Origin of the sequence: Comamonas testosteroni TK102 (assembly GCF_000739375.1) — a bacterium.
In the GTDB taxonomy this organism is placed as follows: Bacteria; Pseudomonadota; Gammaproteobacteria; order Burkholderiales; family Burkholderiaceae_C; genus Comamonas; species Comamonas brasiliensis.
This window is the reverse complement of the sequence record NZ_CP006704.1, coordinates 2338213-2360708: the sequence shown is the minus strand read 5'-3', so window position 1 is coordinate 2360708 and position 22496 is coordinate 2338213. Positions and strand designations below refer to the sequence as shown.

20 protein-coding genes are annotated in these 22496 nt (G+C 64.2%); 6 read left to right on the top strand and 14 right to left on the bottom strand.

The annotated features are described in order from the left end of the window. Positions 1–51: 51 nt before the first annotated feature. A complete protein-coding gene (murB, locus tag O987_RS10735) occupies positions 52–1149 on the bottom strand; it encodes a UDP-N-acetylmuramate dehydrogenase (protein ID WP_003056403.1) in 1098 nt (365 codons plus the stop codon). 103 nt (positions 1150–1252) lie between these two features. Between murB and O987_RS10730 the strand changes: the two genes are divergently transcribed. The 3 genes from O987_RS10730 (at position 1253) to O987_RS10720 (ending at position 3481) form a co-directional block, all read left to right on the top strand. Then, positions 1253–1738, top strand: coding sequence for a YajQ family cyclic di-GMP-binding protein (locus O987_RS10730; RefSeq protein ID WP_003056407.1), 486 nt, complete (start codon positions 1253–1255; stop codon positions 1736–1738). A 96-nt stretch (positions 1739–1834) separates the two neighbouring features. After that, on the top strand, positions 1835–2473 hold the full coding sequence (locus O987_RS10725; protein WP_353240928.1) for a retropepsin-like aspartic protease family protein: 639 nt from the start codon (positions 1835–1837) through the stop codon (positions 2471–2473). Positions 2474–2488: 15 nt separating this feature from the next. Continuing rightward, on the top strand, positions 2489–3481 hold the full coding sequence (locus O987_RS10720) for an HD-GYP domain-containing protein (protein ID WP_003056413.1): 993 nt from the start codon (positions 2489–2491) through the stop codon (positions 3479–3481). Positions 3482–3492: 11 nt separating this feature from the next. Here O987_RS10720 and O987_RS10715 read toward each other — a convergent pair whose 3' ends face one another. From O987_RS10715 to O987_RS10685, 7 genes are all read right to left on the bottom strand, one after another. Then, on the bottom strand, positions 3493–5229 hold the full coding sequence (locus O987_RS10715) for an NAD(P)-binding protein (protein WP_043372136.1): 1737 nt from the start codon (positions 5227–5229) through the stop codon (positions 3493–3495). Then, positions 5229–6779, bottom strand: a complete 1551-nt coding sequence (locus O987_RS10710) for a polyamine aminopropyltransferase (protein WP_043372134.1) — start codon at positions 6777–6779, stop codon at positions 5229–5231. Before O987_RS10710 ends, O987_RS10715 begins: the two co-directional genes overlap by 1 nt. 150 nt (positions 6780–6929) lie before the next feature. After that, complete coding sequence (locus O987_RS10705) at positions 6930–7145, bottom strand: DUF350 domain-containing protein (RefSeq protein ID WP_003056416.1); 216 nt, start codon at positions 7143–7145, stop codon at positions 6930–6932. Between the two features lie 28 nt (positions 7146–7173). Further along, the gene (locus tag O987_RS10700) at positions 7174–8700 is read right to left on the bottom strand and encodes a DUF4178 domain-containing protein (RefSeq protein WP_043372132.1); all 1527 of its coding nucleotides are present in this window, start codon (positions 8698–8700) and stop codon (positions 7174–7176) included. A gap of 85 nt (positions 8701–8785) precedes the next feature. Beyond that, the gene (gene plsY / locus O987_RS10695; RefSeq protein WP_043372130.1) at positions 8786–9472 is read right to left on the bottom strand and encodes a glycerol-3-phosphate 1-O-acyltransferase PlsY; all 687 of its coding nucleotides are present in this window, start codon (positions 9470–9472) and stop codon (positions 8786–8788) included. A 195-nt stretch (positions 9473–9667) separates the two neighbouring features. Then, positions 9668–10168 carry a Cys-tRNA(Pro) deacylase gene (gene ybaK, locus O987_RS10690; protein WP_043372128.1) on the bottom strand — a complete coding sequence of 167 codons (501 nt, stop codon included), beginning with the start codon at positions 10166–10168 and terminating at the stop codon, positions 9668–9670. A 68-nt stretch (positions 10169–10236) separates the two neighbouring features. Next, positions 10237–11298, bottom strand: a complete 1062-nt coding sequence (locus tag O987_RS10685) for an aldo/keto reductase (RefSeq protein ID WP_043372126.1) — start codon at positions 11296–11298, stop codon at positions 10237–10239. A 157-nt stretch (positions 11299–11455) separates the two neighbouring features. Here O987_RS10685 and O987_RS10680 point away from each other — a divergent pair, with 157 nt between their 5' ends. After that, complete coding sequence (locus O987_RS10680) at positions 11456–12436, top strand: alpha/beta fold hydrolase (protein ID WP_043372124.1); 981 nt, start codon at positions 11456–11458, stop codon at positions 12434–12436. A gap of 127 nt (positions 12437–12563) precedes the next feature. Here O987_RS10680 and O987_RS10675 read toward each other — a convergent pair whose 3' ends face one another. After that, on the bottom strand, positions 12564–15122 hold the full coding sequence (locus O987_RS10675) for a penicillin acylase family protein (protein ID WP_051962165.1): 2559 nt from the start codon (positions 15120–15122) through the stop codon (positions 12564–12566). 194 nt (positions 15123–15316) lie between these two features. Between O987_RS10675 and O987_RS10670 the strand changes: the two genes are divergently transcribed. Further along, positions 15317–15709, top strand: coding sequence for a hypothetical protein (locus O987_RS10670; RefSeq protein ID WP_043372119.1), 393 nt, complete (start codon positions 15317–15319; stop codon positions 15707–15709). A 33-nt stretch (positions 15710–15742) separates the two neighbouring features. Here the strand turns inward: O987_RS10670 and O987_RS10665 are convergent, their stop codons facing one another. After that, on the bottom strand, positions 15743–15991 hold the full coding sequence (locus tag O987_RS10665) for a hypothetical protein (protein WP_043372117.1): 249 nt from the start codon (positions 15989–15991) through the stop codon (positions 15743–15745). Between the two features lie 276 nt (positions 15992–16267). Here O987_RS10665 and fusA point away from each other — a divergent pair, with 276 nt between their 5' ends. After that, the gene (gene fusA, locus O987_RS10660; protein ID WP_043372115.1) at positions 16268–18391 is read left to right on the top strand and encodes an elongation factor G; all 2124 of its coding nucleotides are present in this window, start codon (positions 16268–16270) and stop codon (positions 18389–18391) included. 64 nt (positions 18392–18455) lie between these two features. Here the strand turns inward: fusA and O987_RS10655 are convergent, their stop codons facing one another. The 4 genes from O987_RS10655 to O987_RS10640 all read right to left on the bottom strand — a co-directional run bounded on the left by O987_RS10655 (position 18456) and on the right by O987_RS10640 (position 22388). Continuing rightward, entirely contained in the window at positions 18456–18821 is a 366-nt protein-coding gene (locus O987_RS10655) for an STAS/SEC14 domain-containing protein (protein WP_043372113.1), read from the bottom strand. A 122-nt stretch (positions 18822–18943) separates the two neighbouring features. After that, entirely contained in the window at positions 18944–20731 is a 1788-nt protein-coding gene (locus tag O987_RS10650; RefSeq protein WP_043372112.1) for a hypothetical protein, read from the bottom strand. Then, a complete protein-coding gene (locus tag O987_RS10645) occupies positions 20728–21183 on the bottom strand; it encodes a hypothetical protein (protein WP_043372110.1) in 456 nt (151 codons plus the stop codon). The genes O987_RS10650 and O987_RS10645 overlap by 4 nt, the downstream gene beginning before the upstream one ends. A gap of 155 nt (positions 21184–21338) precedes the next feature. Further along, positions 21339–22388 carry an LD-carboxypeptidase gene (locus O987_RS10640; RefSeq protein ID WP_200879617.1) on the bottom strand — a complete coding sequence of 350 codons (1050 nt, stop codon included), beginning with the start codon at positions 22386–22388 and terminating at the stop codon, positions 21339–21341. Between the last annotated feature and the right edge of the window lie 108 nt (positions 22389–22496).

The window sequence follows — 22496 nt, the reverse complement described above, 5'->3', positions numbered from 1 at the left end:
GCTCTCAAGAATGGAGCCCTTGGGCTCCATTTTTTGTGGGCTCTCGCAAGTTCAGATCACCACCGGCTCGGGTTCCAGGCGAATCCCGAAGCGCTCGTAGACACTGGTCTGGATGGCCCCGGCGAGCGTCATCACCTCACCGCCGGTCACGCTGGCGTCTATGCTGTGGCGGTCACCGCGGTTGACCAGCACCAGCGCCTGCTTGTCATAGACGCCTGCGCGCCCCATGGTCTTGCCCTTCCAGCCGCAGGCATCGATCAGCCAGCCGGCCGCCAGCTTGATGGAGCCGTCATCCATGGGGTAGTGAACAATCTTGGGCTCGCGCGCGATGATGTCCGCGCACTGCTCGGTAGTCACCGTGGGGTTCTTGAAGAAGCTGCCTGCATTGCCGGTGACTTCTGGGTCCGGCAGCTTGGCACGGCGGATCTCGCAGACCCATTCAAAGACCTGCTGCGCAGTCGGCTGCTCTATGCCTTTTTCGGCCTGCTTGCGCTGCAGATCGAGATAGCCCAGATCCGGCTTCCAGCTCTTGGGCAGCGCCAGGCGCACGCGGGTGATCACCGCCCGCCCCTTGAGACCCAGACCGCGCGGAACGGCCGCCGAGCCGGCCACGGGCCAGTACTTGGGCTGGGCTGGTGCATGCTTGAACACCGAGTCACGGTAACCGAAGGCACATTGCGCAGCATTGAGGCTGAACTGCTCGCCGGTCACCAGATCGATGGCATCCAGGGAATCGAAGCGATCCTGCAACTCAATCCCATAGGCCCCGATGTTCTGCACCGGGGCCGCGCCGACCGTGCCTGGAATCAGCGCCATGTTCTCAAGACCTGTATAGCCCTGGGCCAGCGTCCATGCCACCATATCGTGCCAGCGCTCGCCTGCGCCGATCTCGACAATCCAGTCCCTGTCGGTTTCGTGCAGCAGCCGCATGCCCATGATTTCCATCTTGAGCACCACGGGGGCCACATCGCCCGTCAGCACCACATTGCTGCCACCGCCAAGGACAAACACAGGCTGCCGGCCCCATAGCGGGTCGGCGAGGAACTGGCGGATATCGTCCTGGCTACGAATGCGCACCAGTGTTTCGGCGCGCGCGGCAATGCCAAAGGTGTTGCAATGCTGCAGGGGAACATTTTTCTCGACTAACATCCACCCAATTGTCGCACTGCGCCTGCTCCGCTGCTGGCAAGCAGCACTTCACGGCCCGGCGCACTGTGGCTGTTCACCGCTCTGATACTGATAGGAATTACACATGCCTTCTTTTGACACTGTTTGCGAAGCCGATTTCGTCGAAGTGAAGAACGCCGTTGACAACGCCACCAAGGAAATTGGCACCCGCTTCGACTTCAAGGGCACTTCGGCCGCCGTCGAGCTCAAGGACAAGGAAATCACCATGTATGGCGATGCCGAGTTCCAGCTGCAGCAAGTCGAGGACCTGCTGCGCAACAAGCTGACCAAGCGCAATGTGGACGTGCGCTTCCTGGACATCCAGAAGGCACAGAAGATTGGCGGCGACAAGGTCAAGCAGCTCATCAAGGTCAAGAACGGCATCGAGTCCGAGCTGGCCAAGCAGATCCAGAAGCTGATGAAGGAAAGCAAGCTCAAGGTGCAGGCCGCCATTCAGGAAGAGAAGGTCCGCATCACCGGCGCCAAGCGCGACGATCTGCAGGCGGCCATGGCCCTGATCCGCAAGGACCTGGCCGACCATCCGCTGTCGTTCAACAACTTCCGCGATTGAATGAGACCCCTGCTGCGCAGCTTCGCTGCCTGCTCCTCTGCCGCCGTGCGGAGCGACCGGCCAATGCCCTGGCCGGGGGCCTGCGGCCTGCGCCGCATGGGTCTTCTGCTGTCGGTCGGCCTGGCCGCCGGCTGCGCCTGGGGCCAGTCCGTGGCACTGACCGGCGTGCTGGGCAGCAAGGCCTTGCTGGTCATTGATGGCAGCGCCCCCAAGGCACTGGCCGTCAACGAAAGCCACAGGGAAGTGCGCCTGCTGCAGGTCAGCGGCGACACCGCCGTGGTGGATATCAAGGGCCGGCGCCAGACCGTGCGCCTGGGCGATGCTCCGGTCAGCGTGGGCAGCCGGGGCGGCACTGGCGGCGCCGCGCGCTCGGGCCGGCTGGTCCTGATCGCCGACTCGCGCGGCCATTTCATCGATCGTGGCTATATCAATGGCAAAACCATGCAGTACATGGTGGACACCGGCGCCAGCACCATTGCCATAGGCCGTGCCGATGCCGATCGCATGGGCCTGCCCTACGAACAGGGCATCCCCGTACTGATGCGCACCGCCAACGGCACTGCCCAGGGCTGGCGCATCAAGCTCGACAGCGTCAAGCTGGGCGAAATGGAGGTCTACGGCATGGACGCCGTCGTCGCCCCCCAATCCATGCCCTATGTGCTGCTGGGCAACAATCTGCTGACCCAGTTTCAGATGACCCGCAGGGGCAATGAGATGGTTCTGGAAAAGAACTGAACCCGCCTCACGCCCATGCAAGCACGCTACGACGACCCCTATGAAGACCTGCTGGGCCTGTGGTCAGATCTGGAGGCGGCACTGGCGCTGTTGCTGACCGAGCCGCTGCGTATTCCCGGCTTTGCCATCAAGCTGCGCCAGCTCGATCTATGGTTGCAGGACCTCATCACCCAGGACAGCGACGCCGCGCTGTACCTGATGTTTCAGCGTGCCAGCTCGACCACCGTGGGCTACAGTCCCTCTCATGCCGTGGTCTGCGCAGGGCTGTGCCATATCCTTGCCAAGGAGCTTGGGCTGCCTCAGTCCGAGCGCGACACACTGATACGCGCCGCGCTGACCATGAATATCGGCATGACCGTGCTGCAAAACCAGCTGGCCGAGCAACGCACGCCGCTGAACAGCCAGCAGTCCGAAGCCGTCAAGCAACACCCCATGGAGGGCCGCCTGATGCTGGAGCGGCTGATGGTGCGCGACCAACTCTGGCTGGATACCGTGCAATACCACCATGTCGTGCTGCAGCCCGCGCCGCTGGCACAGTTGCAGCCGCTGGAGCGCCTGGTGCGCATTCTGGGCACGGTGGATCGCTATGCGGCCCTGATCAGCCCGCGCAAGACCCGCAGCGGGCGCTCTGCCACCGAGTCGCTGCAGGTGCTGCAGCAAGGCGGACAATACGCCGACGAAGTCAAGCAGGCCTTGATCGATGTCGTGGGTCTGTACCCGCCCGGCACCTATGTGCAGCTGGGCAATGGCGAAGTCGCCGTCGTGCTGCGCCGTGGCAAAAGCCTGGAGGAGCCCCAGATAGCCAGCGTGATCGACAGTGATGGCCACAGCATGTACCCGCCCATCTGGCATCTGGACGGGCGCAGGCCGGCCATCACCTCCGCGCTGGCGCGTTCCTCGCTGACGCTGGATCTGGATCTGCGCTCCATGGCACAGCTGGGCATTCACAGCGCACGCGGCAATGCCGAGCTGTACCGCATGGTCAAGCTGCCGGGCAGCAGACGCTGAGGCTTTGCGCTCTAGATGCCATGTGCTGCCATCAAGCCTGCATGGTGGCCGCGCGTGAACGCCTCTTCCAGTACCGAATAGCCAGCCCAGTCCGCATGCGCAAAGCTCAGCCGCGCCGTTGCAGGCGTGGGCAGACCCTGTACGCGCTCCCCGTTCAATAGCAGCTTTCGCTTACTCGTATTGAACTTGACAGCTATTTCACTCAATATGCGCTGATCACCAGGGCGCGGAATCGCCATGGCATGGCCATAGCGGGTGATTTCCATGCGTGTGGCATGCTGCAGCAGATCGGGGTGCGCCTCGCTCAGCGTGTTCACGATGCGGTCGCGCCAGAAGGCAAACGGTTGCTGCATCAGTTGCCTGCGCCCATCGGCCCAGTCCCCCAGCGCCTGGTAGTAGCTCAGCACCGTGGGCTGGCGGCGTATGCGGTCCAGCCGCTGATTGCCCGCATCCACATAGCCCAGCCCGCCCGCATTGCCATCGCGGTACAGCACATTGTCCCAGGCGGGCTCCGCTCCCGGATAGTCGGCCAGCGGTCGGTCGATATGGATGTTCGCCACCAGCCAGGGCGCCCAGTCCAGACGCGCCGCCACGGTGCGCAGAAAATCGGGCGCATTGCGCAGCACGCGTGCGGCCACAAAACTGGGCAAGGCCACCACGCAATGCTGCGCCAGCCAGCGTTCATGCTGCTGGCGGCCATGGTGATAGACCTCGATCTGCACGCCGCCCACCTCCTCGGTGATGGCGAGCACACTGCAATCAGCCTGGAGCTGTGTGGCCTTCAGTCCCGTCAGCAGCTGCTGGGCCAGCCAGCCATTGCCCTGGGGCCAGGTCAGCACCTGCTCGCCGTCCGCTTCGCTCTCATGTTCGGGCTGCGGACGCGGCGCATGAAACCCATGGCGGCTGGCGAAATAATGAATCCCCGCCCAGGCCGAGACGCGGCTCAGACCGGCTCCGAAATCATCGCGGCAGCTGTAGTCCAGATACCAGAGCAGACGTTCGTCATCAAGTCCCTGCGCCGCCAGCCATTGGTCGAAACACTGTGCATCGAGCACGGCATGAGAGGCAGGCAGACCCGCGTCGCGCTGCCAGACACGGATCGATGGCATGGCAAAGGCTGCGGCCCGAGACGCTGCCTCGACCTGCTTTTCAAACAGTGCATATTGCTCCAGCGTGCGCTGGCTCACGCCCTGCACGGGCAGCAGTCCCTCATGCCAGCCGCCCTGCCAGTACAAGCGCTCCTGCGGGCTATGGCAGAGATAGCGCTCGTCATAGCGCCAGCGGCCGGCTGCACGCTGGCGCACGCCCAGCTCCTCCAGCCAATCCTGCACCTCATGGGCATCGTCGCCGGGCACGGGCAGATAGTGGGCACCCAGGGGGCAGGCTATGCCCTTGACCTGCCCGCCCTGGCTGTTGCCGCCCATGGCGGTCTGGGTATCGAGCAAGGCTGCATCCTGAACGCCGGCCAGTTCCAGCGCGCGCGCCGCCGCCAGCCCGGCCATGCCGCCGCCCGCTATCACGACCGGCGCCCGGTGCACCACGGCAGGTGCAGGCAGCTCCAGCCCTTGCGCCAGGCGCTGCCAGAAAGGGCGCAGGCCATGACCGCGCTCCAGCGCCACGCCACTGAAGCCGCCCGGCAGATCTTCCAGTCTGGGCGCTGGCTGCTTGCAGCCGGCCAGGCCTGCTGCGCCCAAAGCGCCGGCGGCCGCCAGCCCGAGCCAGTTGCGCCGCTTCAGATCGGCCCGCATCAATGCTCCACCTTGCCCCACTCGCGCTCATAGGTGTTGACCAGCACCTGATTGGACAGGCGATTCACCTCGGTGGGCACGCGCGCCATATCGAGAGGGAAGTCAAACATCAGGCGCAGCGTGGGCAGAGTCAGAAAACGCATGCCGGCGGGCAAGGCCTCAGGCTCGCGCCAGGGACGGTGGCTGGCCAGCACAAAGCCCCATTCGCCAAAACTGGGCACATGCACGTGATAGGGCCTGGCCGTCAGGCCCACGGACTCTACGGTCTGCACCACGGTCCAGAAGCTCTGGCGCGCAATCAGCGGCGAGGTGGTCTGAATCACGGCATAACCGCTGGCCGCCAGACGCTTGTCCAGCAGCGAATAAAAACTATTGGTGAACAGCTTGCCTATGGCGAAATTGGTGGGATCAGGAAAGTCCACCACGATCACATCGAAGGTCTCGGCGCTTTGCTGCAGCCAGTGAAACGCATCGGTATTGACGATGCTCACGCGAGCGTCGTTGAGCGCATTGCCATTGAGCGCCGTCATCATGGCATTGCTCTTGAACAGATCGGTCATGGCCGGGTCCAGCTCCACCAGCACGACGGATTCCACACCTGGGTACTTGAGCACCTCGCGCACGGCCATGCCGTCGCCGCCGCCCAGCACCGCCACCTTCTTCGGTGCGCCATGTGCGGCCATGGCGGGGTGGACCAGCGCTTCGTGATAGCGGTACTCGTCGCTCTGGGCAAACTGCAGATTGCCGTTCAAATACAAGCGCGCGCCCTGGCGTCCCTGTGTCACCACAATGCGCTGATAGGGCGAGCTGCTGCTCAGCACGATGCGATCCTGGTAGAAATGATCGTCGGCCAGCCGGGTCAGCTGATCCGCGCCCGCGATGCCGCCGCCCAGAGCCAGCAGCACCAGCGCGCAGGCCCAGGCATGGGCACGCAGATTGCGCAGCTCATGCCTGAACAGCACCAGGGCCCAGACCGCAATGGCTGCGTTCATGAAGCCGAACAGCAGACCTGTGCGCACCAGCCCCAGCTTGGGCACCAGCACGATGGGAAAGGCCAGCGACACGGCCAGGGCTCCGAGATAGTCGAAGGTCAGCACCTTGGAGACCAGATCCTTGAGCGATGCATTGCGCTTCAAGATGCGCATCACCAGCGGAATCTCCAGCCCCACCAGCGTGCCCACCACCATCACCATGCCGTAGAGCAGAAAGCGGAACGCGCCCGGCGCATAGGCATTGGCCAGAAACAGCACGGCCGGCAAGGCACCACCGACCAGTGCCACCATCAGCTCCACACGCAGAAAATGCGCGGGCAGCTGGTCTTCGAAATAGCGCGACAGCCACGAGCCTATGCCCATGGCAAACAGATAGGTGCCGATGATGGTGGAGAACTGCAGCACCGAATCGCCGAGCAGATAGGACGCCAGCGCCCCTGCTGCCAGCTCATAGAGCAGACCACAGGCCGCAATCACGAACACGCTGGCCAGCAGCGCTACATCAATGGGCCGAGGCCCCTGGCCAGCGCTATGCTCCTCGGCCACCATCGAAGTCATCTAATTCCTTTAACCGTAAAACAGGCGCGCCGTCCTCTGCCTGCCAGGGACAGCGAGCAAGGGCCGCCCCGCAGCGAAGCTGTCGTCTCCCTCCCCTAGCGCCCAGCGCGTAGAGAGAGGGGGAAGGCGCGCAGCGCCTCAGGGGGAGCCTCAATGTATCGCCGCAGCGACGATGATGCTGATGCCCAGGCACATGGCCGCCACCACCATGGCCAGCGCCTTGTTGTGCTTCTCCACGATCTCGGCCCACATGTCTACGGGCGTGATCTTGTCGATGATGATGAAGCACAGCCAGAACACCACCACGCCCACCAGGGCGTAGATGATGGAGCCGAAGAAGTTCTGGGGGTTGAACCAGTCAAACATGATCTCTCTCCTCGAATGAGATGGGGTGCTATTTGTGGCTTCCGCCGGAGGTATAGCCACCATAGGAGCCGCTGCTGGAGCGGCTGTAGCTGCAGTTGGGGTCGGTGCGCGGATCGCAGTTGGAGCTGGACATGCAGGCACGCAGGAACGGCAGTATGAACAGCAGCAGGAACAGCCAGAAAAGAATCGTGCCCCAGCTGAAGCCGCTGCCCGACAGAGGACTGGCCTGGGAGCGGTCCTTGAGCTTGCCAGTGCCGAAGGCCTGGGCAATGGTCTCTGCCGACGCACGCTGCCCGTGGGTCCAGGTGGTTTCCTGATTGGCGGTCTCCAGCGCCAGCGTGGACTGCTTGCCGCCATTGGCAAAGTCCACATTGCTGGACCTGGCGCCCTTGAAGACGGGCCAGTAGAACTCGCCCTCGGCATATTCAGTCTCGGCCAGGTAGGCATAGTCGCGCTGGTATTTGCGCTGCAGATAGGTCGCAGTGGCGCCGTTCTTGCTGAGCTTGGGGGCACCCGTGATGACGCGTGCCGTGCTCCATCCGTCCTCCGAATCGACGATGAACGAAAAGCCCGCCTTCTTGTTGTAGAGCAGGTACTCGTCCCAGGTGAAGCTGTCGTCCTCATCTTCGCCCAGGCCACGCCCGCTGCGCCTTTGAAAACCCACTACCTGCCATTTCAGGCCGTCGAGCGTGCCTTCGCTGCCCAACGGGATCAGAGGCTTGACCTTTCTGCGCTGCTCGGCATAGCTCAGCTCCGCCCCCATGCCCTTGGACATGTCGATCAGGCTGCCGCAGCTGGGGCAGCTCAGGGCCTTGGTGGTGTCAAAGCGCACGGGCACTACAGCACCGCACTTGGGACAGTTGAAGTGGCGCCCCTGGGCTTTTTGCTGGGCGCTGCTGCGCAGGCCCTGCATCTGCAATGCTTCCAGCGCCACAGCGGCCCCCAGGCTGAAGGCCGGTGTCTTGTCGCTGAAGTCGATGGAGAGAATCTGGTTCTTCTCACTGCGCAGTTCCACCAGCTTGAAGCTCTTGCCCAGCTGGGGCAACTGGGGCAGCTCGCCCTGAGCCGCCATCAGCTGTGCATCCTGAATGCTGGTGACGGTGAAAGATTCCGTGCCGGCCTTGAGCTCACGGCCCATGCGCCATTCGCGCTGCTGGAACTCGGTCACATTCCAGCCCGGCGGCTGCCAGTTCACGGCAAAGACAAAGCTGCCGTTGTCCTCGCTCAGCCAGGCCAGTTCGCCGTTGCTGAGCGCAGCCACCCATTCCGACCAGTTGCCTGCCGCGCTTTTGTACTGCGCGCGGCCCACGATGCTGAAGGGCTCGGGCTTGCCGTTGCGCTTGACCATGCCCGAAGCGCCCAGCTGCAGCGGGCTGTAGTCCTCGAACACCTCGGCCATGGAGCCAATGCGCTTGAGCGTCTCGCCATCGCGAAGCACGGTGCTGCGGCAGAACTCGCAGACGGCAAAACTCGACTGCGCACTCGCGAAGTGGACCGGCGCGCCACAACCAGGACAGGGAGCGCTGTAGTCGCGCTGCGATGGGCTGGAAGCCATATCTTTTTGCTATTTAATCAGGAGCTTCTTGCGCTTGGATGGAAGAGGCCTGAAGGCGGCCTCGGCGAAATGCAGCAGCCGCGCCCTAGCGATGCTTGCTCTTGCCGCTCTTGCGGGCCGCGCCCTCTGCAGGCTTGGAGCCCTCGGTCTTTTTCTGGCCCAGCCTGGACTCCTTGCCGGCGATCAGGCGCTGGATGTTTTCGCGATGACGCCAGACCAGCAGGATCGCCATCACCACAATCGCAGCGGTGATGGGCGTTTCCGCATCCCAGACGATGCCGCTGCACAGCACGTAGTACACGGGCGCGAACACCGAGGCTACCAGCGCGGCCAGGGAAGAATAGCGCAAGAACACGGCCACAATGACCCAGGTCAGCGCCGTCGCCAGACCCAGCCAGCCGCTGATGCCCAACAGCACGCCCAGCGCCGTGGCCACGCCCTTGCCGCCCTTGAAGCCGAAGAACACCGGATACAGATGGCCCAGGAAAGCCGCCAGGCCGGCCAGTGCCACCGTGCTGTCGCCCAGACTGAACGGCTCGCCGAAGGCCTTGACCAGGACCACGGGTACCAGCCCCTTGAGTGCATCCAGCGCCAGCGTGACGGCCGCAGCCGCCTTGCTGCCCGAGCGCAGCACATTGGTGGCCCCGGGGTTGCCACTGCCATAGGTGCGCGGGTCGTTCAGGCCCATGACGCGGCTGACGATGACGGCAAAGGACAGCGAACCAATCAGATAGGCCGCGATGACGGCGATAACGGGATAGAGGGCGTTCAAAGGAATTCCTCGGCCAGAGACTGGCCCAAAGGCTCGCCAACCAAGGTCGGCGGCACCGATTGTTGTCACGACTTGCGCAACCCGGATCAGACACGGCGGTTTGTAGACCGTCATGCCCGTTGTGCATCCTGGTGGGCGTAAGTCCTTGTTGTTTGCGTTTTTGCCAGCCGGCGTCTGCCCCGGTTGGCTAGACCCCTATTCTGCCAGCGCGCAGTGCACCGGCCGGGCATCGAGCAGACGGGTACAAACCTCAGGGGCCAGTTGCACCAGATAGCCGCGCCGCCCGCCGTTGATGGCGATGCGTGGCAGCGCGAGTATGGTTTCCTCGATATAGACCGGCATTTCGCGCTTGGTGCCAAACGGCGAGGTGCCGCCCACCAGATAGCCGCTGTGGCGGTTGGCCACTTCGGGCTTGCAAGGCTCCACGCTCTTGGCTCCGATCTGGCGCGCCAGGTTCTTGGTGGACACCTTGCAATCGCCATGCATAAGCACGATCAGCGGCTTGGCATCCTGATCCTGCATCACCAGGGTCTTGATGACCGCATGCTCGTCGAGTCCCAGCTGACGCGCCGACTCCTCGGTGCCGCCATGCTCCACATAGTCATAAGGGTGCTCTGTGAACTCCACCTTGTGGGCCTTGAGCATCTGCGTGGCCGGCGTCTCGCTCACATGGGCGTTCTTGTCTTTTTTTGCCATGATTCAATCTTGATAGCTGCAGGCACATGCTCCACATGGGCCTGCAGCCATTTTCCCTCATTAAATGCTCAGACAGCGGGGTCGCGCATCTCCCAGCGGATGGTGTCGATTGCGGCCAGCAGCTCGGCTGGCAGCTGCGTGCCCCAGGCATTCAGATCCTCGTCGAGCTGGGCCACCGAAGTCACACCGATGATGGTGCTGGCCACCTGCCATTTGGTGTAGCAGAAAGCCAGCGCCAGTTGCACCGGCGTCAGGCCATGCTGCTGAGCCAGCGCGTTGTAGCGGCGCGCAGCGGCCAGCGCATCGGGGCGGCCCCAGCGCTGTCTCTGCACCGATTCATACCTGGCGATGCGTGCCTGCTTGGGCGCGCCCTCCTCGGTCGGTGCGAACTGGTCGAACTTGCCCGTCAGCAGGCCGAACGCCAGCGGTGAATAGGCCAGCAGCGACACATCGAGGCGGTGGCAGGTTTCGTCCAGCCCGTTCTCATAGCTGCGGTTGACCAGGCAATAGGGGTTCTGAATCGCGGCCACGCGCGGCAGTCCGTGCTGCTCGGCCAGGCGCACGAACTCATGCACGCCATAAGGCGTCTCGTTGGACAGGCCGATGTGGCGGATCTTGCCCTGTTTGACCAGACCGGCCAGGGCCTGCAGCTGTTCGTGGATGGGCGTGAGCGAGCTTTCCTTGGCGGGGTCGTAGTACATGCCGCCGAAGGCAGGCACATGGCGCTCTGGCCAGTGAATCTGGTAGAGGTCGATCACCTCGGTCTGCAGGCGCTCGAGACTGGCGTCGCAGGAGCGAACGATATCCTGGGCCGACAGGCCCGAGCCTTCGCGGATCCAGGGCATGCCGCGCGAGGGGCCGGCCACCTTGCTGGCCAGCGTGATCCGCTCGCGCATGCCGGGGCGGGCCTTGAGCCAGCGGCCGATGATGGACTCCGTCGCGCCACAGGTGGCCTCGCGGGCCGGCACGGAATACATTTCGGCCGTATCGAAGAAATCCACGCCGCGTTCCACGGCGCGGTCCATGATGCGCCAGGCTTCGGCTTCGTCAACCTGCTCACCAAACGTCATGGTGCCCAGACAGATGGGGCTGACGCGCAGATCGCTCTGACCCAGAGCGACGGGATTCATGGAAAGACGTGAGTTGGATGCAGCAAAAGTCATGCTCCCGAGTTTAGGGCCTGAGAGCCCAAGACCACGGCGGACTCCCTGTTTTTGCGCACCCGGCTGTCCCGCGCACGACGGGCCATGCCGCAAGCGCAGCAATAATCAAATCAACGGAGACCCCATGACAACGCATCACCCCACGCAGACCAGCCCGATCACCGATATCCCTCCCTATCAGCCGCGCCGCCAGTGGCAGTCGCAGATGCTGCCCGTGCGCAATATGCAGTGTCACCTGCGCAGCTGGGAGCCCGAGGCCGGCTGCCGGCTCGATCCGGATCTGCCTGTTCTGGTGCTGGCCCATGGCTGGATGGATGTGGCCGCCTCCTACCAGTTTGTGGTCGACGCCTTCAGCGACGCCTTTGTGCAGGGTCGCCGCATCGTGGCCCACGACTGGCGCGGCTTCGGCCTGAGCCGCGGCGCCGAACCCTGCGACAGCTACTACTTCACCGACTACCTGGCCGATCTGGACATGTTGCTGGAGCAGATCTCGCCCGATCAGCCCATCGACCTGGTCGGCCACAGCATGGGGGGCAATATCTCCTGCATGTATGCGGGAGCGCGGCCCGAGCGCATTCGCCGCTTTGTCAATCTCGAGGGCTTCGGCATGGCGCCGACCACGGCCGACCAGGCCCCCGGGCGTCTGGCTCAGTGGATGGATCAGCTGCGCGAGCAGCGTGCCGGCGGCCTGGGCCTCGCGTCCTACGACAGCGTGGAGGCCGTTGCCAACCGACTGCAAAAAACCAATCGCCGCCTGCCCCGCGACAAGGCGCTATGGCTGGCTCACCATTGGTCGGCCCCCGATGCCAAGGGCCGCTGGCATATTCTGGGCGACGCCGCGCACAAGATCGCCAACCCCTATCTTTACCGCGTGGACGAAGCCCTGGCCTGCCTGGCCGCCATCAGCGCGCCTACGTTGTCGGTCGAAGCGTCGGACGACAGCCTGGGCCAGTGGCACCAGGGCCGCTACACGCTGGAGCAATACCACGAGCGCATTCGCCACATCCCGCAATGCGAGATCGCCCATGTGCAGGACGCAGGCCATATGCTGCACCACGACCAGCCAGAGGCCGTGGCCAGGCTGATCGAAGACTTCCTGCGCTGAAAGACTGTGACTGCTAAGACTGCGGCTGCTGCTTGCTATTTCTACAGGAGCTTTTAGCGCATGCAATCATTGATTTTCAGCATTATTTATATCTGAAATCAATGCAATACATGCGCTATAAGCTCACTTACTTATAGCCATCCACGCGCTGTCCGGTCTGCAGCTCCAGCACATGGCGCCAGCGCCTCGGCTGCATTTGCAGCGGGCGGTAGCGTCCGTCGGCCCACTCCGCACTCATGTCCGCATAACGGGCCGACAGCGCCAGCCCGCTCTGCCCGGTCTGGTAGATGAACTGCGAGGACTCCGGATCGCCCAGGTCGTAGATGGCGCGCAGCGAGGGCGCATGGCGGCTGACAAAGCGCCCGCTCAGCGGGCCTTTGGCATCGGCGGGCGGCGGATTGGCGTTGTACTGCCCGACATTGACGCTATAGGCATCACCGCCCGAGGCCACGCTCACATTGAATACCCCCGCCAGTGCCGCCACCGAGCCCAGCGGCTTGTGCGCGCTGAGCGCCGCATGCGCCGCGCCCCAGCGCCATTGGCGCGGATCATTGCCGTAGGCAGCCTGCAGCTTGTCCAGCGTGCGGGTCAGCGCCTGCCCGGCCTGTTGCTCGCAGCTCAGCGGCGCGCACCACCAGGCGTCATTGCGCGCGAGGATTCCTTCCAGCCCGGCGCGGAAGTCCCGCTTGCCGTAGCTCATGGCAAAGCGCTGCTCGCCAATGCGCGCAATCACCAGGGCGCGCGTCAGCTCGTCGGCCCAGACCGAGAAGATCAGCGGCTCCGGCCTATCCCGCTCCATCTGCCCATCGAAGTCCGCCAGCAGTTGCTGCGCCTGCGCTGCCAGGGCGTGGCTCGATTGCGCCTTGCGCAGCACGGGCAGCAAGGTCCGGGTGGCCAGGGACTGCACATCGTTCTGGATCGCCGCCATGCTGGCCACATCATGCTGGCTGCCGGCCGACAGCAACTGCTCTATGCGCTGGTGGCGGTAGGGCAGGCTCCAGTCCTGGGTCAGGAAATGCGCATAGCCAGCTTCCGTCACGCGCTGGTTGGCCGTGGCCACAAAGCCACGCGCAGCGCCATCGTCCTGCGGCGTCTGCTCGTAGCTCAGCCAGCCATGCCAGTCATAGCGCGCATCCCAGCCGGGCGCGGGCGCCACGCCGCGCAAGTCATTGTCGGGCGCACGCACCGGCACCCTTCCCGCGGCCTTGAAGCCAATATGGCCCTGCACATCAGCCGCCACAATGCTTTGCATGGGTGAGTGGTAGATGGAAAACGCCTCGAACAGTTCGGCCACGTTCTGCGCCCCGTTGGCCCTGAGGCCGGCCTCCACCGTGCGGTTGTCCGTGTCCAGCGCCGCCCAGCGCAGGGCCAGCGCATAGCGATCGGTGTTGATGACCTTGCCATATTGCTGCTGCGCATCGCTGATCACGGGGCCGTGGCGCGTGCTGCGCAGCGTCACCCTGACGTCGCTCTGGCCCTTGACCTTGAAGACCTCCTCGCGCACGGCAAAATTTTCCCAGCCCGTGGGCGTGCGGTACTGGCTGGGATCGGCCGGGTTGATCTGCTCCAGGTACAGGTCCTGCACATCGGGATTGGTGTTGGTAAAGCCCCAGGCCACCTGCGCCGTGCGACCCAGCACCACAAAGGGCATGCCGGGCAAGGTGGCACCCGTTACGTCCAGCGCGCTCAGGACGCTGCCGTCGCCGGCCCGACCCTGCGGCGACTGAAGGCGCGCGAAATACCAGATGGCCGGAGCGCTCAGCCCCAGATGCGGATCGTTGGCCAGCAAGGGTTTGCCGCTTCGGGTCTTGCTTCCAGCCACCACCCAGTTATTGCTGCCCAGTCCGTCATTCGTGCCCATGTCCCTCGCCGTGGAGGCCGCCCATTGCTGCAAGGCCGACTGAATCTGCCCGGCCGGTGCCGAGACCTTGGGCTGAGCATCCGCCTCCCGGTAGACACCGAGCTGGCGGTACAGGCTGGCCAGATCCACCGCCGTCGCGGGCGGCTCGCCCGGATAGGCCGGCATCAGCTGCCACAGCTGCTCGGTGCTCAGGACCTGCAGCAGATTCAGCCGCGCGAACTCGTTGCCCCAGTTGCCGCCCAGGTCCAGCGCCATCATCAGCGCCCAGCCCACGGTATCTTCCGGCTCCCAGTTGCCGGCCCGGGTGCCCAACAGCAGGAACTCCGGCGCGGCAGCCTGAGCGGGCCTCGCATGGAAGACCGCAATGCCCTGGCTGTAGGCCTGCAAGGCTTCCTGCACGGCAGGCGGCAGCGCCGCATACTGGCGCCGCGCCGCGCCATGAATGTCGAGAGCACGCATCAGCTTGTCCAGCTCCAGCGTGGCCGGGCCCAGCGTCTCCGACAGCCGCCCCTGCATCAGACGGCGGTTGAACTCCAGCTGCCAGCCGCGCTCCTGCGCATGGACAAAGCCCAGAGCCCGCCAGGCATCCTGCGGCGATTCGGCGCTGATATGCGTGACATCGGAGTCGTCGCGCCTGACCCACACGCTGCGCTCAAGCCCGTCGAGGACCAGCTTGCCATCCAGGCGCGGCTGGGCCCGCACGCCATAGACCGCCAACGCGGCCCCTGCCAGCAAAACCAGTCCGCAGGCCGCAGCCGCCAGATGCCATGTGCGCCTGAGCCAAGGATTGGCAGAAGGTTCTGCCGCCGAAGTGATGTCTCCCATATCGCCTCTTGTCATGCGTCCGGTGCGCAACATCCACATGCTGATCGCGTCCAGCCATGGGCGACAATACCTGTTTGGGCCATGGCCCGGTGTTAGGTAAACGACTTACGCAGACTCGGATCAGGCATGGTTTTCTGTCGATGGAAATGCCCGTCGAGCCGCCCTGTTTGCGTCAGTCCCAAGGAATTCAACGCATGTGGCCCTTCAGTCTGTTCAAGAAACTCAGCCAGGACCCGGCCGTGGGTCAGCCCCGGGGCGACTATATTGGCTGCTATCTGCTTGGCACGCATACCAGCGGACGCGACGATGACATCAGCTATATCTCGCTGGCAACCACGCGCGAGCAACTGGAGCAGGATGCGCGCCAGTATCTGCAGGAGTTCCTGGAGCAGCATCCGCAGCTGAACGAGGCGGAGCGCCTTGCCCTGCAGGATCTTCTGGAGCACTGGAATGCGCGCGCCGATGCCCACCTGTCCCAGGACGGCGGCAAGCCCGGTCAGCCTCTGGCCGTGCAAGGCGGCAGCGAACTGTTCCTGCGCACCGGCATGCGGGCGCGCAAAAAGGAAAAAGGCGTGTATCTGGAATGAGCGCGGGCGGCGGCCGCTGCCCGGCGCCTGCCGCTACTGCGTGAAATTCATGTCGAAGCCGGCTTCGGTCAGGCGCACCTCACCGCCTTCGGCTTTTTCCAGCCAGCCCTTGCCCATGGCCCAGTCCAGCGCGGACTGGCGCTCGCCTTCACCGATGCCGTGCTTTTGAAGATCGGCGGCAAGCGCTTGCTCGCTCATGCCCTCGCCGGCACGCAAGCTTTGCTCCACCACCAGGATATAGACCATCTTGTGGGCAGCTGTCTGAATGCTCTGCTCTGTCATGTTCAGGAGTCCTTTGACCGCAAGGCCTTTGAATGCAAGATGCAAGATGCAAGATGCAAGATGCGAGAGAAGACCAGACGCGGCCGGGCCGAAAGCCTTGCGCTTTGCCCAGGACCAAGTCTTGCCACCGCTGTTTGTAAGCCGCCAGTCATACCCACTCTGGCAGTGAGTTTGTAGCCATCTCTCTAGTATTTCCGATGCGTTTCCTCTGTCTGCCGGCACCGCCACCATGGTGTCGGCATTTCAGTTTCACAACTGTGTTTCAGGGAGGTCATCATGGCTCGCCACACGCCCATAGAACGCTATCGCAATATCGGCATCTCCGCGCATATCGATGCCGGCAAGACCACCACGACCGAGCGCATACTGTTCTATACCGGGGTCAACCACAAGCTGGGCGAAGTCCATGACGGCGCTGCCACCATGGACTGGATGGAGCAGGAGCAGGAACGCGGCATCACCATCACCTCGGCGGCCACCACGGCCTTCTGGTCGGGCATGGAGCACAACTTCCCGGCCCATCGCATCAACATCATCGACACCCCCGGCCACGTGGACTTCACCATCGAGGTCGAACGCTCCATGCGCGTGCTCGATGGTGCGGTGATGGTCTACGACTCCGTGGGCGGCGTGCAGCCCCAGTCGGAGACCGTCTGGCGCCAGGCCAACAAGTACAAGGTGCCGCGCCTGGCCTTCGTCAACAAGATGGACCGCGTGGGCGCCGACTTCTTTCGTGTACGCCAGATGATGGTGGACCGCCTCAAGGCCCACCCGGTCCCCATCGTCATTCCCATCGGGACCGAGGCCGATTTTCACGGCCTCGTCGACCTCATCAGGATGAAAGCCATCTTCTGGGATGACGAGTCGCAGGGCGTAAAGTTCGAGTACCAGGAGATCCCCGCTGCACTTCTGGCCAGCGCCCAGGAATGGCGCCAGAAGATGGTGGAGGCTGCCGCCGAGGCCAATGAAGCCCTGACAGAGAAGTACCTGGACAGCGGCGACCTCGGCGCCGAGGACATCATCACCGGCCTGCGCCTGCGCACCATTGCCACCGAAATTCAGCCCATGCTCTGCGGCTCGGCCTTCAAGAACCGCGGCGTTCAGCGTCTGCTCGACGCGATCATCGAGCTCATGCCTTCGCCGCTCGATGTTCCGGCTATCGAAGGGCATAGCGAGGATGACAGCGCCAGCACCACGCTGATACGCCATGCCAGCGATGACGAGAAATTCGCCGCCCTGGCCTTCAAGCTCATGACCGACCCCTTCGTGGGCCAGCTGACCTTTGTACGCGTGTACTCGGGCGTGCTGGCCAAGGGCGATCTGGTCTACAACCCGACCCGCGGTAGAAAGGAGCGCATAGGACGCATCGTGCAGATGCATGCCAACGCGCGCCAGGAGATCGACGAAATCCGCGCCGGCGACATCGCGGCCTGCGTGGGTCTCAAGGACGTGAGCACGGGCGAGACGCTGTGCGACCCGCAAGCACCCATCGTGCTGGAAAAAATCTCCTTTCCCGAACCCGTGATCGCCCAGGCCGTGGAGCCCAGGAGCAAGGCCGACCAGGAAAAAATGGGCCTGGCGCTGGCACGCCTTGCCGCCGAGGACCCTTCCTTCAGAGTCAGCAGCGACGAGGAGTCGGGCCAGACCATCATTGCCGGCATGGGCGAGCTGCACCTGGAAATCATCGTCGACCGCATGAAGCGCGAATTCAATGTGGCCGCCAATGTGGGCAAGCCCCAGGTCGCCTACCGCGAGACCATTCGCAAGACAGTCAGCGATGTGGACGGCAAGTTCGTGCGCCAGTCCGGCGGCAAGGGCCAGTACGGCCATGTGGTGCTGACCGTTGAGCCACTGGAATCGGGCAAGGGCTTTGAGTTCGTCGACGAAATCAAGGGCGGGGTGATTCCGCGCGAATTCATCCCCGCCGTGGAAAAAGGCCTGCGCGAAGCCATGAACTCGGGTGTTCTGGCCGGCTACCCGGTGGTCGATGTGCGGGTGCGGCTGACCTTCGGCTCCTACCACGAGGTGGACTCGTCGGAGCAGGCCTTCCGCATGGCCGCCATCCTGGGCTTCAAGGAGGCCTGCAGAAAAGCCGATCCGGTGATTCTGGAGCCCATCATGGCCGTCGAGGTGGAAACGCCCGAGGAATACGCGGGCGCCGTGATGGGCAATCTGTCCTCGCGCCGCGGCGCCGTGCAGGGCATGGACGACATGGCGGGCGACGGCAAGACCATCAGGGCCGAGGTGCCGCTATCGGAAATGTTCGGCTATGCCACGCACCTACGCTCCATGACTCAGGGCCGCGCCACCTACACCATGGAGTTCAAGCGCTATGCCCAGGCCCCGCAGCAGGCGGCGGCCGCTGCGAGCGCGACGGCCGGCCACCGGAAACAGGGCTAGGCTGATCCGGGCAACTCGGCTGCAGCTCGGCGGCAGAGTTGCCGGACTGGTTCGGACAGGCAGCTCAGGCTGCATGCAGCCACTGCATGGCCATGGCATCTTCGGTAAACGCGAAATGCCTGACCTCGGCATGCGTGAGATGCCTGCCGACGAATTCGGCCATGCCCGCCAGATGACTGTCGGTCACCAGAGCGATCTGCTCCACCTGATGGCGATGGTCTCTGACAAAGCCCATATGGGCGCTGAAGCCGGCCCAGTTTTCCCAGCCGGGAAAGTCCTTGGACTGGATCATCACCCCATGTAGTTTGGGATGCTCGGCCAGGAAATCGTCCACGTCCTGGCTGACGCCGTCGAAATCCTGCTCGGTCAGGGGCCCATGGGGCTCCAGCAGCAAGATGCCTTCGGGTTTCATGAGGGAGTAATTGAGCATATGCAACTCCTGCAGCGAAACTTCACTGTACGCCTGCGCTCGCGGGAATGCAGCCCTAGACAGCACCCGCAGCACAGGTTTTCGCGGCTCTTGGCGCAGCTGTGGGTCGACTGGGAAGTCGACTAGGGGCAGCCCATGGCCCGGCTCAGGCCCTGCAACTGCTCGCCCAGCGCGGCACGCAGATCGGCGCGCATGGCTTCGCGCGTGAGCAGCTCCTCGGCATACAGTGCCGCCCAGTCGATACCCACGCCCAGCACCACTCCGGCGACCGCTCCCGCCACCGCCCCCACGGCCGTGCCGACACCAGGAATGACGGAGCCCACTGCCGCACCGGCCACCGCCGCCCCTGCCTTGCCCAGCCCCTGCTTGGCGGCGGCCTTGGCCAGCACCTTGCCGGCGGCCTTCATCGAAGCCTTGGCCATGGCCTTGCCCGCAACGGCCGCAGCAAAAGCACCGCCCCCCGTGCCCACCAGGGCGCTGGCCGTCAGCCGCTGACGTGCATCGCCCAGAAGCTCCAGCGCAGGCAGACTGGCCACCTCGGCACGCACCAGACATTGCTCGGGACTCAAGGCCAGATGATGGCGCGCCAGGGTTTCCTCAATGCGCTGCTGGCCCTCGGCCAGAGCAGCGCCGCTGCTCAGTGCCTGCTTTTGCAGCGTCTGCACCCAGCCCTCCAGTCCTGGCGTGGCTCCCAGGGTTTCGCTGAGCTTGTTCTGCAGAAACTGGTTCACATCGCCCGTGAGCAGACTGAGGATGCGGCCCCACTCCGCGCCCAGACTGAAATACCAGTCCAGATAGCGTTCGACGGCGGCATCCAGCTGCTGATTCATCTCCGGGATGCTCTGGCACAGTGCCTGCCCGGCCTGGGCCCGGCCCAGCAACTGCAGGACCTGCTCGCGTGTGGCCTCCAGCGTGCCGAGGCTGTAGAGCTGCTGCCCGATGCGCTCGCACTCGGGCACACGCCTGAGCGCAAGCGGACTGTCATGGGCGCGCGCCAGTCCATCGATGCTGGCTGCGGTCTGCACCAGAATGCCCAGCACCAGCACGCCAATGAGGGCCAGCAGGGGCGCCGCGCCATGGCGCTCCACCCCCGAAGGCCTGGCCTGCAGCAGAAGGGCCGAGGAAGCCGATGCTCCTTGCATGGCTCGCCCCAGGCACAGCAGCACGCCTACCGGGCCGAACAGCGCCAGCAGCAACAGGCGCAGTTCGGGCAACTGAGGCAGGTCGGCCATGGCCCCGCTCGCCAGTTGCACGGCCAGCAGGGCATCCAGCCCCCATCGCACCAACCCCGAGGGCGCTGCGTGAATCTGGGCCAGAGCGTGATTCAGCGCGTCAGGCTCCATGCCGACTGCGAGCGCCCGCCCCATATCCTGTTGACTGGCCATGCCATAGAGCCAGCCACCGCCCAGAAGCACCAGCAGCAGCCAGGTAGCAGCGCGCTGGGTGAAGGCCCAGGCAAAGGCCGTGGATGAAAACTCTCGCTTCAGTCCCGCCTGCAGGCCACAGGCCAGCAAGACATGGAGCAAGGGAGCCAGCGCCAGCAGAGCCCATTCCCAGGGCGCCAGAAACCATGCCTGCCAGAGCGAGCTGGTGCACAGCAGCAAGGCCAGTGCCAATGCCTTGCAGGCCGGCCACCAGCCGCCACCAAGCCAGCGGCCGATATGCCCCTGCGGCGCGAACTGCAAGCGCAGCAGCTTTTTGCGCAGCATCAGGAGCAGCCAATGCCCCCAGGCTGGCAACAGCACCAGCAACAAGACTGCGAGCAGCCAGCCCCAGGGCGGCAAGCGCGTCAGCAGATGGGAAAAACCGGCCAGGGCCGCCAGCCACAACCAGCCCAGCAATAGCGCGCGCAGCAGGGTCTGCGGCCGGGGCAACCCGGGCGCGTTCACTGGCGCACCAGCGCTATTCATGACTCGCGGCTCTTGCCCGCTCCCCGCCCCGCTGCGGCAATACCTCTGGCGATGCGAGCGTTGTAGACCGTCAGGCGGCTCAGGCCCAGTTGCTCGGCAATCCTGGCATCGGACGCGGTGCCGAGCAAAGCCACTGCCTCGTCGCACCAGTCAAAAGCACTGCTGGCAACAGCGCCCGTCACCGAGGCAATCCCCAGCTCGGTACGCCTGGCCACCACGCTGGCCTTGCTGATACCCAGCTGCCTTGCCACCTCGGCATCAGCCTCCTGGCCCAGCAGAGCCAGTGCTTGCGGGGTCCACTGGAAATGCCCGTAAGCCGGAATGCCCAGCGCATTGCGCTTGAGGTTGACCGTCTTGGCCGATGTGCCCCAGCGCTCGGCCAGCACCGAGTCTTTTTCCTGGCCCAGACGGACCAGCATTTCTTCGGTCCACTGCAGTGCAGCCTTGCCCATGCGTGCGTCCTTCCCGATATCAGAATACAAGCCAGATCGGCACTTATCCTATATGCAGACTACGTTTAAAGCTATCAAAACAGAGATCGCCTAGGCACAGCAGAAGGCGCAGGCCATGTTCGCTACGCCCCTGCAGCCTCAACGGCCGTCTGGCCTCAGACATGTCCCCAATAGATCAGCGCATCCCGTCCTTCCACAGACAGCGACACCTGCGCCCCCACCGGCAGCAGCACCTTGGTGGGCACATGGCCAAAGGGCAGACCTTGCAGCACGGGGCGCTTGAGCTGCATGCGCAGCCAGTCGATCACGGTCTGCAGCTTGAAGCCCTTGTCATGCGTGGTGAGCTTGAATTCGGTGAACTGGCCGAAGACGATGGCTTTTTGCTTTTGCAGCACGCCCGCCAGCAGCAGCTGCGTCAGCATGCGCTCGATTCGGTAGGGATGCTCGCCCACGTCTTCGATGAACAGAATGCCGCCATCGACCTGCGGGAAGTAAGGCGTGCCCAGCAGGGACACCAGCACCGCCAGATTGCCGCCCCACAAGGTGGCTCCGCCGGGAACATAGAAGTCCTTGAGCTGGGGCTTGCCATTGGGCAGCTCACCAATCCTGGGCATCTGCCAGCCCGCGCCCTCGCCCTGGCCGCTGAGCAGATCCTCGAAGCAGTCCAGCATGATGTCGTCCACGGGCTCGCCCGTCTTTTTGCTGTCCACGCCGAAGTCGGCGTTGAGCGCAGGACCCGCCCAGGTGACCGAGCCGGTCTGTGCCAGCATGGCCAGCTGAAAAGCCGTGAAGTCGCTGAGGCCGACAAACTTGGTGCCATTGGCAATAGCCTTGGCCACGGTCTTGTACTTGATGCCCGGCAGGATGCGCGTGAGACCGTAGCCGCCGCGCGAAATCAGCGCCACATCGGCCCCACTGGCGGCGGCGCGATGGATAGCGGCCAGACGGGTGGCGTCGTCACCCGCAAAGCGCTGGCTGCTGGCCAGCGCATCGGTGTCGACCTCCACCTCGTGGCCCAGGGCCTCCAGCTGCTTGATGCCGCGCTTGAAGGCTGCCTTGTCGCGTACCGCCCCCGAGGGCGAATAGATGTAGACATGCCTGCCGCCATGGCTGTGATCATGACCGCAGCAGCTGCCATCAGCGCTGTGCACATGGTTGTGATGATCGTGGTGGCCGTGCTCATGGCTGCAGTGCTCGTCATGCACATGCACCTGGTGGGCAGGCCCCTGCCCGTGCGCGTGGGCGTGGTGCTGCGAATCTTGCTGCTGGGTCGCGGTAGTGGATGCCGGGGATTTGCGCGAGGTTGCCAAAGC

What these genes read in the sequence shown, in the direction of transcription:
- murB (WP_003056403.1), bottom strand. Translation starts at nt 1,149, where the DNA reads ATGTTAGTCGAGAAAAATGTTCCCCTGCAGCATTGCAACACCTTTGGC.
- O987_RS10730 (WP_003056407.1), top strand. Translation starts at nt 1,253, where the DNA reads ATGCCTTCTTTTGACACTGTTTGCGAAGCCGATTTCGTCGAAGTGAAG.
- O987_RS10725 (WP_353240928.1), top strand. Translation starts at nt 1,835, where the DNA reads ATGGGTCTTCTGCTGTCGGTCGGCCTGGCCGCCGGCTGCGCCTGGGGC.
- O987_RS10720 (WP_003056413.1), top strand. Translation starts at nt 2,489, where the DNA reads ATGCAAGCACGCTACGACGACCCCTATGAAGACCTGCTGGGCCTGTGG.
- O987_RS10715 (WP_043372136.1), bottom strand. Translation starts at nt 5,229, where the DNA reads ATGCGGGCCGATCTGAAGCGGCGCAACTGGCTCGGGCTGGCGGCCGCC.
- O987_RS10710 (WP_043372134.1), bottom strand. Translation starts at nt 6,779, where the DNA reads ATGACTTCGATGGTGGCCGAGGAGCATAGCGCTGGCCAGGGGCCTCGG.
- O987_RS10705 (WP_003056416.1), bottom strand. Translation starts at nt 7,145, where the DNA reads ATGTTTGACTGGTTCAACCCCCAGAACTTCTTCGGCTCCATCATCTAC.
- O987_RS10700 (WP_043372132.1), bottom strand. Translation starts at nt 8,700, where the DNA reads ATGGCTTCCAGCCCATCGCAGCGCGACTACAGCGCTCCCTGTCCTGGT.
- ybaK (WP_043372128.1), bottom strand. Translation starts at nt 10,168, where the DNA reads ATGGCAAAAAAAGACAAGAACGCCCATGTGAGCGAGACGCCGGCCACG.
- O987_RS10685 (WP_043372126.1), bottom strand. Translation starts at nt 11,298, where the DNA reads ATGAATCCCGTCGCTCTGGGTCAGAGCGATCTGCGCGTCAGCCCCATC.
- O987_RS10680 (WP_043372124.1), top strand. Translation starts at nt 11,456, where the DNA reads ATGACAACGCATCACCCCACGCAGACCAGCCCGATCACCGATATCCCT.
- O987_RS10675 (WP_051962165.1), bottom strand. Translation starts at nt 15,122, where the DNA reads ATGGGAGACATCACTTCGGCGGCAGAACCTTCTGCCAATCCTTGGCTC.
- O987_RS10670 (WP_043372119.1), top strand. Translation starts at nt 15,317, where the DNA reads ATGTGGCCCTTCAGTCTGTTCAAGAAACTCAGCCAGGACCCGGCCGTG.
- O987_RS10665 (WP_043372117.1), bottom strand. Translation starts at nt 15,991, where the DNA reads ATGACAGAGCAGAGCATTCAGACAGCTGCCCACAAGATGGTCTATATC.
- fusA (WP_043372115.1), top strand. Translation starts at nt 16,268, where the DNA reads ATGGCTCGCCACACGCCCATAGAACGCTATCGCAATATCGGCATCTCC.
- O987_RS10655 (WP_043372113.1), bottom strand. Translation starts at nt 18,821, where the DNA reads ATGCTCAATTACTCCCTCATGAAACCCGAAGGCATCTTGCTGCTGGAG.
- O987_RS10650 (WP_043372112.1), bottom strand. Translation starts at nt 20,731, where the DNA reads ATGAATAGCGCTGGTGCGCCAGTGAACGCGCCCGGGTTGCCCCGGCCG.
- O987_RS10645 (WP_043372110.1), bottom strand. Translation starts at nt 21,183, where the DNA reads ATGGGCAAGGCTGCACTGCAGTGGACCGAAGAAATGCTGGTCCGTCTG.